11 protein-coding genes are annotated in these 14,929 nt (G+C 72.4%); 8 read left to right on the top strand and 3 right to left on the bottom strand.

All coding sequences use genetic code 11. The annotated features are described in order from the left end of the window. Positions 1–195 precede the first annotated feature (195 nt). From scy to N8I87_RS27835, 6 genes are all read left to right on the top strand, one after another. On the top strand, positions 196–4,044 hold the full coding sequence (gene scy / locus N8I87_RS27860) for a polarized growth protein Scy (RefSeq protein WP_263212769.1): 3,849 nt from the start codon (positions 196–198) through the stop codon (positions 4,042–4,044). A gap of 183 nt (positions 4,045–4,227) precedes the next feature. Continuing rightward, complete coding sequence (locus N8I87_RS27855; RefSeq protein ID WP_263212767.1) at positions 4,228–5,163, top strand: coiled-coil domain-containing protein; 936 nt, start codon at positions 4,228–4,230, stop codon at positions 5,161–5,163. Between the two features lie 83 nt (positions 5,164–5,246). Continuing rightward, positions 5,247–6,200 (top strand): ABC transporter ATP-binding protein, encoded by a 954-nt coding sequence (locus tag N8I87_RS27850; RefSeq protein ID WP_263212765.1) that lies wholly within the window; start codon positions 5,247–5,249, stop codon positions 6,198–6,200. Positions 6,201–6,203: 3 nt separating this feature from the next. Continuing rightward, a complete protein-coding gene (locus N8I87_RS27845) occupies positions 6,204–6,974 on the top strand; it encodes an ABC transporter permease (protein ID WP_263212763.1) in 771 nt (256 codons plus the stop codon). A 103-nt stretch (positions 6,975–7,077) separates the two neighbouring features. Continuing rightward, positions 7,078–8,325, top strand: coding sequence for an ABC transporter ATP-binding protein (locus N8I87_RS27840; RefSeq protein WP_263212761.1), 1,248 nt, complete (start codon positions 7,078–7,080; stop codon positions 8,323–8,325). Next, complete coding sequence (locus N8I87_RS27835) at positions 8,322–9,200, top strand: ABC transporter permease subunit (protein WP_263212760.1); 879 nt, start codon at positions 8,322–8,324, stop codon at positions 9,198–9,200. Before N8I87_RS27840 ends, N8I87_RS27835 begins: the two co-directional genes overlap by 4 nt. 32 nt (positions 9,201–9,232) lie before the next feature. Here N8I87_RS27835 and N8I87_RS27830 read toward each other — a convergent pair whose 3' ends face one another. Continuing rightward, positions 9,233–9,565 (bottom strand): Rv1322 family protein, encoded by a 333-nt coding sequence (locus tag N8I87_RS27830; protein ID WP_263212758.1) that lies wholly within the window; start codon positions 9,563–9,565, stop codon positions 9,233–9,235. 226 nt (positions 9,566–9,791) lie between these two features. Here N8I87_RS27830 and N8I87_RS27825 point away from each other — a divergent pair, with 226 nt between their 5' ends. Then, positions 9,792–10,820 (top strand): LLM class flavin-dependent oxidoreductase, encoded by a 1,029-nt coding sequence (locus N8I87_RS27825; protein WP_263212757.1) that lies wholly within the window; start codon positions 9,792–9,794, stop codon positions 10,818–10,820. Positions 10,821–10,950: 130 nt separating this feature from the next. On the opposite strand, the gene N8I87_RS27820 is transcribed toward N8I87_RS27825, so the two are convergent. Continuing rightward, positions 10,951–11,343: an SCO5389 family protein gene (locus N8I87_RS27820; RefSeq protein ID WP_263212756.1), complete on the bottom strand. Its 393-nt coding sequence runs from the start codon at positions 11,341–11,343 to the stop codon at positions 10,951–10,953. Between the two features lie 298 nt (positions 11,344–11,641). On the opposite strand from N8I87_RS27820, the gene nucS reads away from it, so the two are divergent. Then, complete coding sequence (gene nucS, locus N8I87_RS27815; protein ID WP_263212755.1) at positions 11,642–12,313, top strand: endonuclease NucS; 672 nt, start codon at positions 11,642–11,644, stop codon at positions 12,311–12,313. Positions 12,314–12,407: 94 nt separating this feature from the next. Here nucS and N8I87_RS27810 read toward each other — a convergent pair whose 3' ends face one another. Continuing rightward, a complete protein-coding gene (locus N8I87_RS27810) occupies positions 12,408–14,891 on the bottom strand; it encodes an ATP-binding protein (protein WP_263212754.1) in 2,484 nt (827 codons plus the stop codon). Positions 14,892–14,929: the final 38 nt, after the last annotated feature.

Below are 14,929 nucleotides of genomic sequence, written 5' to 3'. Positions count from 1 at the left end.
CCGGTAGGGTTGGGGGCGGTCGTCGCCACCACGCGGGCGGCCGCATGCCGGGGTCCGGGTTTCGGGGGGCGAGCGTCGGGCAGCAGCGCCCGAGCTCAGCCGTTGATCTGACACCATTCCCCGGGGGCCCCGTTCGGCGGATGGACGGAGCTCGTTTGGACAGGCCTGCTACCAGGGGACGGATGGGACCGCGCAGTGCGGGGCTACGAGAGCCAGGAGCGAGAGCCGGCGGCTGACGTCGACCACCTCTCTCGGTTCGAGGCCGAGATGAAGCGGCTGAAGACCGAGCGGGAAAAGGCGATCCAGCACGCCGAGGACCTCGGCTACCAGGTCGAGGTGCTGCGCGCCAAGCTGCACGAGGCGCGGCGCACCATCATGTCCCGGCCCGCGTTCGACGGCGGTGACATCGGCTATCAGGCCGAGCAGCTGCTGCGGAACGCGCAGATGCAGGCCGACCAGCTGCGCATGGACGCCGAGCGGGAGCTGAGCCAGGCCCGCGCGCAGACCCAGCGCATCCTCCAGGAGCACGCCGAGCAGGCCGCCCGGCTGCAGGCCGAGCTGCACGCCGAGGCCGTGGCCCGCCGCCAGCAGCTGGACCAGGAGCTGGCCGAGCGCCGGCAGACCGTCGAGTCGCACGTCAACGAGAACGTGGCCTGGGCGGAGCAGCTACGGGCCCGTACGGAGTCCCAGGCCCGCCGGCTCCTCGACGAGTCCCGTGCGGAGGCCGAGCAGGCCATGGCGGCCGCGCGTGCCGAGGCCGAACGGCTGACCGACGAGGCCCGGCAGCGGCTGACGAGCGACGCCGAGGCGGCGCGCGCGGAAGCCGAGCAGCTGCTGCGCCGGGCCCGGACCGACGCCGAGCGCCTGCTGAACGCCGCGTCCACGCAGGCCCAGGAGGCCACCGACCACGCCGAGCAGCTGCGCAGCTCCACCGCGACGGAGTCGGACACCGCCCGCCGCCAGGCGACCGAGCTGAGCCGGGCCGCCGAGCAGCGCATCGCCGAGGCCGAGGCGGCGGTGCGCAAGGCGCAGTCCGAGGCCGAGAAGCTGGTCAACGAGGCCAAGGAGGCCGCCGCCAAGGCGCTGGCCAACGCGGAGTCGACCAACGAGCAGCGCACGCGCACCGCGAAGGAGCAGGTCGCCCGGCTGGTCAGCGAGGCCACGAAGGAGGCCGAGTCCACCAAGGCGGACGCCGAGCAGATCGTCGCGGACGCCCGCGCCGAGGCGGAGAAGGTCCTCGCCGAGGCCGGCGAGAAGGCCCGCAGCGTCACCGCCGAGGAGACCGCCTCCCAGCTGGGCAAGGCCGCGAAGACCGCGGAGGACGTCCTCAACAGGGCCTCGGAGGAGGCCCGGAAGACCACCAAGGCGGCCGGCGAGGAGGCCGAGCGGATCCGCCGTGAGGCGGAGACCGAGGCGGACCGGCTGCGGGCCGAGGCGCACGACCTCGCCGAGCAGCTCAAGGGCGCGGCGAAGGACGACACCAAGGAGTACCGCGCCAAGACGGTCGAGCTGCAGGAGGAGGCGCGCCGGCTGCGCGGCGAGGCCGAGCAGCTGCGTGCCGACGCGGTCGCCGAGGGCGAGAGCATCCGTGCCGAGGCCCGGCGCGAGGCCGTCCAGCAGATCGAGGAGGCGGCCAAGTCCGCCGAGGAGCTGCTGTCCAAGGCGAAGGCCGACGCGGACGAGCTGCGGCAGAGCGCCACGACGGACAGCGAGAAGGTCCGTACGGAGGCCATCGAGCGCGCCACCACGCTGCGCCGGCAGGCCGAGGAGACCCTGGAGCGCACCCGCAAGGAGGCCGAGCGGCACCGCGCGGAGATCGACGAGCAGGCCGAGGCGCTCAAGCAGGACGCCGAGCGGGCCGCACGCGAGCTGCGCGAGGAGACCGAGCGCGCCGTGGAGGCCCGGCGTCTGGAGGCCGCCGACGAGCTGACCCGGCTGCACACCGAGGCCGAGGACCGGCTCACCTCCGCCGAGCAGTCGCTGTCCGAGGCCCGCGACGAGGCCGCCCGCATCCGCCGGGAGGCCGCCGAGGAGTCCGAGCGGCTGCGCGCCGAGGCCGCCGAGCGCATCCGTACGCTCCAGCAGCAGGCGGAGGCCGAGGCCGAGCGGCTGCGCACCGAGGCGGCGGCCGACGCGTCCGCGTCCCGGGCGGAGGGCGAGAGCGTCGCCGTACGCCTGCGCTCGGAGGCCGCGGCCGAGGCCGAGCGGCTGAAGTCGGAGGCCCAGGACACCGCCGACCGGGTACGGGCGGAGGCGCAGGCCGCCGCCGAGCGCCTGGGCACCGAGGCGTCCGAGACGCTGGCCGCCGCGCAGGAGGAGGCCGTACGGCGCCGCCGCGAGGCCGAGGAGCTCCTCGGCTCCGCCCGCCAGGAGGCCGACCAGGAGCGCGAACGGGCCCGCGAGCAGAGCGAGGAACTGCTGGCCTCCGCACGCAACCGGGTGGAGGAGGCGCAGGCCGAGGCCGTCCGGCTGGTCGAGGAGGCCGACCGGCGCGCCACCGAGATGGTGTCGGCGGCCGAGCAGCACGCCCAGCAGGTGCGGGACTCCGTCATCGGCCTGCACGAGCAGGCGCAGGAGGAGATCACCGGCCTGCGCTCCGCCGCCGAGCACGCGGCGGACCGTACGCGCCGGGAGGCCGAGGAGGAGGCGGACCGCGTCCGCGCCGACGCCTACGCCGAGCGGGAGCGGGCCGGCGAGGACGCTACCCGCCTGCGGCGTGAGGCGAACGAGGAGTCGGAGGCGGCCAAGAGCCTCGCCGAGCGCACGATGGCGGAGGCGATCGCCGAGTCCGAGCGGCTGCGTTCGGACGCGGCCGCGCACGCCCAGCGGGTGCGGACGGAAGCGTCCGACACCATCGCCCAGGCGGACCAGGACGCGACCCGCACCCGCGCGGACGCCCGCGACGACGCCAACCGCATCCGCTCGGACGCGGCGACGCAGGCGGACACCCTCATCACCGAGGCGCGTTCCGAGGCGGAGCGGCTCCAGACGGAGACGATCGCGGAGGCCGACCGGGTCCGGGCGGAGGCCATCGCCAAGGCCGAGAAGCTGATCACGGACGCCACCGGGGACGCGGAGCGGCTGCGCGCCGAGGCCGCCCAGACGGTCGGCTCCGCGCAGCAGCACGCCGAGCGGGTCCGCGCCGAGTCCGAGCGGCTCAGGGCGGACGCGGAGGCGGCGGCCGAGCGGCTGGTCTCCTCCGCCCGCGAGGAGGCCGAGCGGACGCTGGACGAGGCCCGCAAGGACGCCAACAAGCGGCGCTCCGAGGCGGCCGAGCAGGTCGACACGCTCATCACGGAGACCACGGCCGAGGCCGACAAGCTACTCACCGAGGCGCAGCAGCAGGCGCTGCAGACCACCGCGGACGCCGAGTCGCAGGCGGACACCATGGTCGGCGCCGCCCGCAGCGAGGCGGAGCGCCTCGTCACCGAGGCGACGGTCGAGGGCAACGGCATGGTGGAGAAGGCCCGTACGGACGCGGACGAGCTGCTCGTCGGCGCCCGCCGGGACGCCACCGCCATAAGGGAGCGCGCGGAGGAGCTGCGCGACCGCATCACCAGCGAGATCGAGAAGCTGCACGAGCGGGCCCGCCGCGAGGCGTCCGAGACCATGAAGTCGACCGGCGATCGCTGCGACGCGCTCATCAAGTCCGCCGAGGAGCAGCACGCCAAGGCGCAGGCGAAGGCCAAGGAGATCGTCTCGGAGGCCAACTCCGAGGCGGGCAAGGTCCGGATCGCCGCGGTCAAGAAGGCCGAGACGCTGCTCAAGGAGGCCGAGCAGAAGAAGGCCGCGCTCGTGCGGGAGGCCGAGGAGCTCAAGGCCGAGGCGATCCGCGAGGCCAAGAAGACGGTCGAGGAGGGCAAGCGTGAGCTGGAGACCCTGGTGCGCCGCCGCGAGGACATCAACGCGGAGATCTCCCGTGTCCAGACCGTGCTCGAGGCGTTGACGTCATTCGAGGCGCCCGGCACGGGCAAGGACGGCGGCGTCAAGGCGGGGGCATCGATCGGAACGCCTCGTTCGGGTGGCAAGTCTTCGGATGACTAGCCGAACCCGTCGATTCCGTTGCCTTCTGGGGCCTTTGTCCGAGTCGTTGGCAAGCGGTGCGCGGGTTGACCACTCAAAAGAGGTGTCATTCTCCAGATCAAACACGTATCCGCTCGATGACACACCGCTTCGGCCCCTAGGATTCCACCTATCACCTCACCGGTCTCATTCGACAGGAACCCCATGAGCGACACTTCCCCCTACGGCTTCGAGCTAGTGCGGCGTGGGTACGACCGCGCTCAGGTGGACGAACGGATCTCCAAGCTCGTCTCCGACCGTGACAGCGCTCTCGCCCGCATCACCGCTCTGGAAAAGCGCATCGAGGAGCTCCACCTCGAGACACAGAACGCCCAGGCCCAGGTGACCGACGCAGAGCCGTCGTACGCCGGACTCGGTGCGCGGGTCGAGAAGATCCTCCGCCTCGCCGAGGAGGAGGCCAAGGATCTGCGCGACGAGGCCCGGCGCGCGGCCGAGCAGCACCGCGAGCTCGCCGAGTCGGCGGCCCAGCAGGTGCGCAACGACGCGGAGTCGTTCGCCGCGGAGCGCAAGGCCAAGGCCGAGGACGACGGCGTCCGGATCGTCGAGAAGGCCAAGAGCGACGCCTCGCAGCTGCGCTCCGACGCGCAGAAGGACGCGCAGTCGAAGCGCGAGGAGGCCGACGCCCTCTTCGAGGAGACCCGCGCCAAGGCCGCCCAGGCCGCGGCCGACTTCGAGACGAACCTCGCCAAGCGCCGCGAGCAGTCCGAGCGCGACCTGGCCTCCCGTCAGGCCAAGGCCGAGAAGCGTCTCGCCGAGATCGAGCACCGCGCCGAGCAGCTGCGTCTGGAGGCGGAGAAGCTGCGCACCGACGCCGAGCGCCGTGCCCGCCAGACGGTCGAGACGGCCCAGCGCCAGGCCGAGGACATCGTCGCCGACGCCAACGCCAAGGCCGACCGGATCCGCTCGGAATCCGAGCGCGAGCTGGCCGCTCTGACCAACCGCCGCGACTCCATCAACGCCCAGCTGACGAACGTCCGCGAGATGCTCGCCACGCTCACGGGCGCCGCGGTGGCCGCCGCCGGCTCCCCGGCCGAGGACGAGCCGATCTCCCGGGGTGTTCCGGCCCAGCAGTCCCGGTAACCCCAGGCGTACGCCGACACGACGGGACGAAGCCCTCTGCCGCTCCGGTGGCAGGGGGCTTCGTCGCGTCTTAGCGTGTCCGCATGATCGAGCTGGCGGGGCTGACCAAGCGGTACGGCGAGAAGGTCGCGGTCAACAATCTGACCTTCGCCGTGCGGCCGGGCATCGTCACGGGGTTTCTCGGGCCCAACGGCGCCGGGAAGTCCACCACCATGCGGATGATCCTCGGACTCGACCACCCCACCGCGGGCGACGTCCATATCGACGGCAAGCACTACGACCAGCTGAAGGACCCGCTGACGTACATCGGGGCGCTGCTCGAGGCGAAGGGGGTGCACGGCGGGCGGAGCGCGTTCAACCATCTGCTGTGCCTCGCGCAGAGCAACGGCATCCCGAGGAGCCGCGTGCACGAGGTGCTGGACACCGTGGGGCTCACGGCCGTGGCGCGGAAGAAGGCCAAGGGGTTCTCGCTGGGCATGGGACAGCGGCTCGGCATCGCGGCCGCACTGCTCGGTGATCCCCGGATCCTGATGTTCGACGAGCCGGTCAACGGGCTCGACCCCGAGGGCATCCACTGGATCCGCAACCTGATGAAATCGCTGGCCGCGCAGGGCCGGACCGTGTTCGTCTCCAGCCACCTGATGAGCGAGATGGCGCTGACCGCCGACCATCTCGTGGTCATCGGTCAGGGGCGGCTGCTCGCCGACACCTCCATGGCCGACTTCATCCGGCAGAACTCGCGGTCGTACGTCCGGATCCGCACCCCACAGCGCGAGCGGCTGCTCGACGCGCTGCACGAGGGCGGCATCACCGCCGTCGAGTCCGGCGGCGGCACGCTGGAGGTGGACGGCGGCAAGGCCGAGCAGATCGGTGAGCTGGCCGCGCGAGGCGGGATCGTGCTGCACGAGCTGAGCCCGCAGCAGGCCTCCCTGGAGGAGGCGTTCATGCGGCTGACGGCGGAGTCGGTGGAGTACCACGCACACGCGGACACCACCCCCGTCCAGCAGGACTGGGGCGCCGACTGGAAGGGAGCCTGAACCGTGGTGGTCGCACAGGTCGTCCGGTCCGAGTGGACGAAGATCCGGTCCGTCGCGTCCACCGTGTGGACGCTGTCCCTCGCCGTGGTCGTCACCGTCGCCCTCGGCATGCTGATCTCGGCGCTGTCGAGGAGCCAGTTCGACAAGATGCCCGTCCGCGAGCGGGTCTCCTTCGACCCCACCTTCATCAGCTTCGCGGGCATGACGCTCGGGCAGCTGGCGATGATCGTGTTCGGGGTGCTCGTCGTGTCGAACGAGTACAGCACCGGCATGATCCGCACCTCGCTGGCCGCCGTACCGCAGCGCGGCACCTTTCTGTTCAGCAAGATCGCGGTGGCCACCGGGCTCGCGCTGGCCGTCGGCATGGTCACCAGCTTCGCCGCCTTCTTCCTCGGGCAGGCGATGCTCGGCTCCCACCGGACGGAGATCGGCGACCCCGGGGTGCTGCGGGCGGTCCTCGGCGGCGGGTTCTACATGACCCTCATCGCGATGTTCTCGATGGGCGTCGCCTCGATGCTGCGCTCGCCGATGCTGTCGCTCGGCATCCTCATGCCGTTCTTCTTCCTGATCTCCAACATCCTCGGCAACGTGGACGCGACCAAGAAGATCGGCCGGTTCCTGCCGGACCAGGCCGGCAGCCGGATCATGCAGGTGGTCCCCCGGGTCGACGACGACACCCCTTACGGCCCCTGGGGCGGGCTCGGGATCATGGTGCTGTGGGTCGTCGCCGCGATCGCGGGCGGTTACGTTCTGCTGAAGAAGCGCGACGCCTGATGTTTTACCTGCCCTTGGGCGGAACCGTCAGCGCCCGGTTATCCTCCTAACCCTTACGGGGGCGTGTGCCCCGCTGTCCTGAACCTTTCGATGGGTGCGGAGCATGATCGAGGCTGTCGGCCTGACCAAGCGCTACGGCGACAAGACCGCCGTGTACAACCTTTCCTTCCAGGTGCGGCCCGGAGCCGTCACCGGCTTCCTCGGGCCGAACGGCTCGGGCAAGTCGACGACCATGCGGATGATCCTGGGACTGGACAACCCGACCGCGGGCACCGTGACGATCGGCGGCTACCCGTACCGCAAGCTGCCCAACGCCCCCCGCCAGGTCGGCGCACTGCTGGACGCCAAGGCCGTGCACGGCGGCCGGCACGCCCGCAACCACCTGCTGTGCCTGGCCCAGCTGTCGGGCATCCCGGCCCGGCGGGTGGACGAGGTGCTCGGGGTCGTCGGCCTGCAGGACGTGGCGAAGAAGCGGTCCAAGGGCTTCTCGCTCGGCATGGGGCAGCGGCTCGGCATCGCCGCGGCGCTGCTCGGCGACCCGCAGGTGCTGCTGTTCGACGAGCCGGTCAACGGCCTCGACCCCGAGGGCATCCTCTGGGTGCGCAATCTGATGAAGGCGCTGGCGGCGGAGGGACGGACCGTGTTCGTCTCCAGCCACCTGATGAGCGAGATGGCGCTGACCGCCGACCACCTCATCGTCATCGGACGCGGCCAGCTGCTCGCCGACATGAGCGTGAAGGACTTCATCTCGACGAACTCGGCCGACTTCGCGCGCGTCCGGACGCCCGACACCGAGCCCCAGCTGCGCGAGAAGCTGACCTCCGCGCTCACCGAGGCGGGCGGGCATGTGATGCCGGAGCAGGACGGGGCGCTGCGCGTCACGGGACTCCCGCTCCCCCGCATCAGCGACCTGGCGCACGAGTCCGACGTACGGCTGTGGGAGCTGTCGCCGCACCAGGCCTCCCTGGAGGAGGCGTACATGCGGATGACGCAGGGCGCCGTCGACTACCGCTCGACCGTCGACCAGAAGGCCGGACTCCAGCAGCCGCTGCCGCCCGGCGCCCAGCCCCCGATGCCGGTACCGGGCCAGGGCCAGCCGGGCTGGTACGCCCCGCCGCCGCCCCAGCAGGGCGGCGGGCCGGTGCCGGGCGCGGCACCCACGGGGCTGTACGGCGCTCCCGGCGCTCCCGTCGGGGCCCCGGGGGCCGGACAGCCGAACCCGTACGCGCAGCCCGCCGCGGCGGCGCCCCAGCAGCCGCCCACGGCCCCGGCCCCCGCCGCCGAATCGTCACCGCAGCCGGCCGCCGCTCCCGCCACCGCCGACCTGACCAAGCCCGAGGACGCCCGATGAGCACCCACCAGCCCCCGATGCCGCAGGCAGCCGCAGCCGCGCCGAACTGGCAGGCGGCGCCCGGCGGGCAGTACCCCGGTTACACCTCGCCGATCCCGGTGGTGCGCACCCACCTCGGGCATGCGCTGGCCTCCGAGTGGACGAAGATCAAGTCGGTGCGTTCGACGATGTGGACGCTCGGTGTGTTCGTGGTCCTCGTCGTCGGCATCGGCCTGCTCGCCGGTGCGGTGGTCAGCAACTCCACGTCGGACCTGTCGGGCGAGAACCCGCTGAGCCTCGGCTTCTTCGGGCTGCTCCTGGGCAGCATGTGCATCATCACGCTCGGCGTGCTGACCACGGCCTCGGAGTACGGGACGGGGATGATCCGTACGACGATGACCGCCTGCCCCAGCCGCGGGCGCGTGCTCGCGGCCAAGGCGATCGTGTTCTTCCTCGTCGCCTTCGTGGTCACGCTCGCGGCCGCGTCGTTCGTCGCCATGGTCCAGGCGTCGCTGCTGGAAGGAAACGGGGCGCGGACCCCGTCCGGCGGCGAATGGCTCAAGGGCACCGTCGGCATCAGCCTCTACATCGCCCTGCTCGGCCTGCTCTCGCTGGTCGTCGGCTCGATCATCCGGCACTCGGCGGGCGCCATCACCATCATGATCGGCGCCGTGCTCGCCCCGCTGGTGATCGCGCTGTTCATGTTCTCCGCGTCGCTGGAGAAGGTGCGCGAGGCCCTGTTCGAGTACTCGATCCCCAACCAGCTGAGCGTCTTCTACGCCAACTCCCTCAGCGAGAAGGGCCCGTCCGGCTGGGACCCGCTGTGGATCATCCTGGGCGTGACGGCCGTCGCGTTCGCCGGAGCGCTCGCGCTGCTGCAGAAGCGGGACGTGTAGGTCGTACGGAGCCGAATGGAGCCGTACGAAGCTCAGAATCTCGGCGCGTTCCTGGACCGCTGCACCCGCGTGGTGCGGCGGTCCTTCGCGTTCCAGCAGGCCTTGTGCCAGTGCCGACGGTCGTCGACGCCCGCATGGTCCGGCCAGGCCACGACGTGCGGGACGCCGGAGGGGATCACCTGGTCGCAGCCGGGGCAGCGGTATGTCTTGCCCCCCGCGCTCGCCCCGGCCACATGGCGCACGTACCACTCCTCCCCCTGCCAGCTCTCCGTGGACTGCCAGCCGCCGTAGCGGCCGCCGCGGTCCTCCTCGGCGCTCCGGCCGGACGAGCCGGCTCCCTTGGCTCGGTTGCGACGCGGGGACACGGGACACCTCTCGGGGCTATGCAGGAAGCACGGGCTGTGTCCAGCCTACGCGGCGCGGACAGGGGCACGCGTAGGGAACCAACCCGCACAAGTCCCTCTCCAGGGCGACCCGTTCTGCAGACAATCCGGAAATCTCTTCGCGAGGCCGTGTCCTCGGCACGTGTCGGACGGTTATGCCGGGTGGGGGAGCTCCGCGTCGGAGCGCCAAGGAAGCAGGAAAAGAACGATGCGCGTCGGAAGTTTTGTGCTGGCGGCCCAGTTCCCGGGCCAAGGCCAGGGGGAGGCCCTGCACCGGGCGGTCCGCTCGGCGGAGGTCGCCGAGGAGGCGGGGCTGGACACCGTCTGGCTGGGCGAACACCACTTCGTGCCGTACGGCACCTGTCCATCGGCGGTCACCATGGCCGCCCTGCTGCTGGGCCGCACCCACCGCATCCGGGTCGGCACGGCGGTCAGCGTACTGCCCACCGTCCACCCGGTCGCCCTCGGCGAGCAGGCCGCGCTGCTGCATGTGACGAGCGGCGGCCGCTTCACCCTCGGCCTGGGGCGCGGCGGGCCCTGGGTGGACCTGGAGGTGTTCGGCTCGGGCCTGGAGGCGTACGAGCACGGGTTCCCGGAATCACTCGATCTGCTGGTGCGCTGGCTGCGCGAACCGGCGGTCGCGGCCGCGGGGGAACGGTTCTCCTTCCGTGAGGTCCCCGTCGTACCCCGCCCGTCGGAGGCGCTGACGGACACCCCGGGTCCCGAGGTCGTCGTCGCCTGCACCTCGCCGGCGACCGTCCGCCTGGCGGCCGAGCGCGGGCTGCCGATGCTGCTCGGTATGCACATCGGGGACGAGGAGAAGGCCGAGATGGTCGCCCTGTGGCGGCGATACGCGCGCGCGGCGGGACGGCCCACGGACGAGATCCTCGGCGCGGCCCATGTCTCGGCGGGCGTCTGCCAGATCGCGGACCGGCGCACCGACGCGGCGGAGACGCTGCTGAAGGCGATGCCGGGCTGGCTGAGGCAGGGCCTGGAAGCCCATGTGACGGTGGACGGCCGCGAGCGCGCGATGCGCGACCCGCTGGCGTACACCGAACTGCTCTGCGGACTGCACCCGGTGGGCACCCCGCGACTGTGCGCCGACCGGCTCGCGGCGACCTCGGAGCGAACCGGGATCACCCGGTTCGCCCTGATGGTCGAGGGTTCGGGCGACCTGGCAGCGACGGAGGAGAACGTCCGGCGGCTCGGTGCGGAGGTACTCCCCGGCCTCCGCTGAACGAACCGTCCGTCGTACGGGTCAACACCCTTGCCACGCAGAGAGCTTGCCGCCCCTGTACCGATTGCACCTCCCGCGTGTGGAGCGGCAAGCAAGCGGCTCACTGCGTCAGCGGTCCCGGGGCTCCGCCTCAGCAGTCCCGGAGCTCCGGGGACTGGTTCAGCAGCTGACTGCGCACCGAGGTGAAGCGGGCCAGCGTCTCGTCGACCGAGGCGTCCAGCGGGAACACCGCCACCCGGTGGCAGTTCTGGAAGGCCAGCCGCACCCCGAAGTGCCGCTGCAGCGCCCCGCGTATGGCGTCACTCGCGAGTACGCGGAGCAGTTGGCCCCGTGCCTGCTCGTCCGGCGGGGGCGTCTGGTTGTCGGCGAACTGTCCGCCGTCCACCTTCAGCTGGGCCACCAGGGAGCTGATCATCTCCCATGCGTAGGGCAGGGAGGTCCGGACGCAGTCGACGAAGTCAGCTTCGTCGACCTCGCCTCGCTCGGCCTGTTCGAGTAGGGCCGGTGAGACGTCGAGCGACATGGGTTCTCCTCTCGCACCCCCGACGAGCAGGGGTTGCCGGACAGGTAAGAGAGTTCGCGATACCGAACACGCTGCGTACACATATCGCGACCTCCCGTTTACTACGGTAGGCAACGGACGGTGACCACACCAGCAGATTGCGTACTTGGCCCGGTCCCGTTGGGGGCACAATCGGCCAGGGATGAACAAGAGTTTCCAAAGCAAAAGGGGCGGCCCCGAGGGTCTCCGGCGAGGGATGAGGCGGGAGACAGGTGGGCGAATCGCGTGGGCGCCACGGTGTCGAGTAGCGTTGCCGACCATGCGTCTCGTCATTGCCCGGTGCTCCGTCGACTACGCCGGCCGGCTCACCGCCCACCTCCCCTCGGCCCCCCGCCTGATCCTGGTCAAGGCGGACGGCAGCGTCTCGATCCACGCGGACGACCGGGCCTACAAGCCCCTCAACTGGATGTCGCCGCCCTGCACGCTGAAGGAGGGGGCCGGCAACGAGGAAGGCGTCTGGACCGTCGTCAACAAGACGGGCGAGAAGCTGATCATCACCATGGAGGAAGTCCTCCACGACTCCTCGCACGAACTCGGCGTGGACCCCGGCCTGATCAAGGACGGCGTGGAAGCACACCTCCAGGAGCTGCTCGCCGACCGCATCGAGACCCTCGGCGACGGCTACACCCTGATCCGCCGCGAGTACATGACCGCCATCGGCCCGGTCGACATCCTGTGCCGGGACGCCGAGGGCCAGACCGTCGCGATCGAGATCAAGCGGCGCGGCGAGATCGACGGTGTGGAGCAACTCACCCGCTATCTCGAGCTGTTGAACCGCGATCCCCATCTCGCTCCGGTGCGCGGCATCTTCGCCGCCCAGGAGATCAAGCCCCAGGCCCGGGTCCTCGCGACCGACCGGGGCATCGGCTGCCAGGTCCTCGACTACGACGCGCTCAGGGGCATCGAGGACGACAAGCTGCGGCTGTTCTGAGGCGCCGGGAGCGGCTTCGGTACGTACGACGGTGAGGGCCGGGTCCCGGACGGGGACCCGGCCCTCATGTGCCGTGGGAGACCTGTGCGCGGACTCAGATCACCGCATGGGCCGAGCCGCTCGACGTGGCGGGGGAGCTGGGGGCGGGGCCGCTGGCCGAGTTGGAGGTCGTCGGGGTCGACGACGGGGTCGGCGTGGGCGTGGGCGTGGGCGAGGGGGTCGGGGTCGACGACGGGGAGTGCGGGGTCGACGGCCGCGGAGACGTCGGGCTCGGGGACGTCGGGCGCGGGCTGGACTTGGACGGCTTCGGCGAGGTGCCGCCGCTGCCGCCGCCCGACCCCTTCGTTCCGCTCGGCCGGTCCGAGGGCTCGGGGGTGTCCGACGGGGAACCCGGGTCCGTCGGGCGGCTGGTGGCCGTGCCCGTGTCGCCCTTGCCGCCGTCGTCCTGCGTCGGGTCCGCGCCGAGGCTGCCGTCGTCGGTGCCCTGACTGGCCGACGGGTTGACGCTCACGTTGTTCGCCGGGTCGTCGGCGCTGTCGTGCGACGTCATGCCGAGGGTGACCACCGTGCCGAGCACCGCGGCGAGCAGGGCGCCGGAACCGGCGGCGACAAGGTTGCGCCGGGCCACGCGCCGCAGGCCGCCACCCCGGGTCTTCGGCGCCGGGTCCGAGGACCGGTGGGTGACCAGCGTGTCGCCCGCGGGCGGCAGCGCCGGCAGATAGGCCGCGGGGACCCCGCCGGGCGGCGACGCCGACTCGTCGTGGCGTGCGTCGGGCACCTCCTCGCCCGCCATGGCCCCTACGCCGGGCACGTCGCCCGCGCGGTCGGCGACCAGGGCGAGGGCGCGACGGCCGGCGACGGTGCCGCGCTTGTCGGCGAGGGCGCCGCGCAGACCGTTGGAGGCCTCCAGTTCGGCGCGGGCCCGGTCAAGCTGTCCGCCGCAGAGCGCGAGTATGCCCAACTCATGGTGGAAGTAGGCCTGTTCGGAGACCTCACCGGTCTGCCGGGCGGCCTCGGAGCCGGAGCGCAATGCCCGGTCCCAGGCGTTCCAGTGCAGGCCCGCGGCGAAGGCCGGGGCGGCCGTGCGGGCCAGCTCCACGGCGGTGCCGCTCTCCGCGTCCTCGGCCGGGGGCGTCGTCGCGGGCACCACGGCGGCCAGCGCGGCGAGCAGGGCGTCGGCCTCGGCGCACACCCGCTCCGGGGTGACGGAGGGATGTCCGGCCCACCAGGCGTAGTGCCGGGCGGCGGTGAGAGCGGTGCCGTCGGCGTCGTCGACGTATCCGGCGGCCTCCAGCTGGGCCTGCACACCGGCAGCGAGGCGGTAGCGGGAGCCGACCGGGGAGACCAGTCCGCAGGCGGCCAGCTCGGCGAGCGCGGCATCCGCGTGGGTGTCGCCGACCAGGGCGGGCAGATGGGCCTGGTGGGGCACCTCGCCGCCCAGGGCGACGGCGAAGCGCAGGGTGGCGCGCGCGGAGGCGCTCAGCCGGGAGGCGAGCAGCGGTGCGGGCGCGGCGGCCTCACCGAGGGACGGCAGGGGCACCTCCGCCGCGTCGACGGGTTCCGCCTCGACGGGGGCGGTGGGGGTACCTCCCTGCTCGAGCGCAGCCGAGAGCTTGGGGGAGGGGAGCCGTACGTCCTCGAAGACGCCGACCTCGTCGACCGCGCCCGCGCTGGCCCGCAGTTGGTCGCGCTGCCGCAGCAGGGCCCCGGCCTGGACGAAGCGCAGGGGCAAACCCTCGGACTCGAACCAGAGGTCGCCGACCCAGTTGGACTCGTCCTCGGTGAGGACGCGGCCGACGGCATGCTCCATCAGGTCCACGCCCGCGGCGCGGTCCAGGCCGCTGAGGAAGACCTCCTCGATCGCGGAGTCGGCGGAGGGGGCGGACACGTCCGGGGTGGCGCCGATCAGGAAGGCGCACTCAGGGGTGGCGTCGATCAGCTGGTCGAGCCCGGCGCCGCCGAACTCGATGTCGTCGACGACGACGACCGCGCCGATCTCCCGGACCAGCTCCAGCAGTTCGTCCTGGGCCGGCCGGTACAGGGGCGCGTCGTAGACCGCGTGGAACAGGTCGTGGAGCAGGTCGCTCGTGGTGCGGTGGAACCCGGTGAGGCGGACCACGCCGTCGGGGGCGAGGTCCGAGCAGTCGTCGGCGACGAGGTCGAGGAGGGCGCTGCGGCCCGCTCCGGCCGGGCCGGTGAGCCGTACGGAGCGGCCGCGGGCGAGCAGCCGCACCAGGCGCTCGCGCTCTTCCTGGCGTTCGAGGAGCGGCAGCGCGGGCTGCGCGGGTCCCGGAGGCACGGGCGGCCGGGCGGCGCGCTCGGTCTCGGCGCGCTCGGCCGCGGTGCGCTTCGCGGGACGGGCGGGCCGCTCCGCGGGCGGGCAGAGCTCTATCTCGCTGCCGTCGACGGGATTGACGGTGAGCAGGAGATCGCCCGAGACGAGCTGCACCGTACGGGCGAGCGCGGGCGCGCTCTGGCCGAAGTCTGAAGTGAGGGATTCCCGGGGCGGGCGCTGGCGCGGCGTGCTGCCGTCACCGTCCTGGCCGTGCCCCTCGGGTCCCCGGTTGATCGGGTCCATAGGTTCCTAGCCCCCCAAAAGCGTCGTGTGCCCGTGTC

This window comes from Streptomyces sp. HUAS 15-9, assembly GCF_025642155.1.
Classification (GTDB): Bacteria; Actinomycetota; Actinomycetes; order Streptomycetales; family Streptomycetaceae; genus Streptomyces.
The sequence above is the reverse complement of the archived record's forward strand: the minus strand, read 5'-3'. Positions and strand labels throughout refer to the sequence as shown.

Bases quoted from the DNA above. Each gene is read 5' to 3' on its own strand.
- N8I87_RS27840 (WP_263212761.1), top strand. From the start codon at position 7,078: ATGATCGAGGCTGTCGGCCTGACCAAGCGCTACGGCGACAAGACCGCC.
- N8I87_RS27835 (WP_263212760.1), top strand. From the start codon at position 8,322: ATGAGCACCCACCAGCCCCCGATGCCGCAGGCAGCCGCAGCCGCGCCG.
- nucS (WP_263212755.1), top strand. From the start codon at position 11,642: ATGCGTCTCGTCATTGCCCGGTGCTCCGTCGACTACGCCGGCCGGCTC.
- N8I87_RS27855 (WP_263212767.1), top strand. From the start codon at position 4,228: ATGAGCGACACTTCCCCCTACGGCTTCGAGCTAGTGCGGCGTGGGTAC.
- N8I87_RS27825 (WP_263212757.1), top strand. From the start codon at position 9,792: ATGCGCGTCGGAAGTTTTGTGCTGGCGGCCCAGTTCCCGGGCCAAGGC.
- N8I87_RS27810 (WP_263212754.1), bottom strand. From the start codon at position 14,891: ATGGACCCGATCAACCGGGGACCCGAGGGGCACGGCCAGGACGGTGAC.
- N8I87_RS27820 (WP_263212756.1), bottom strand. From the start codon at position 11,343: ATGTCGCTCGACGTCTCACCGGCCCTACTCGAACAGGCCGAGCGAGGC.
- N8I87_RS27850 (WP_263212765.1), top strand. From the start codon at position 5,247: ATGATCGAGCTGGCGGGGCTGACCAAGCGGTACGGCGAGAAGGTCGCG.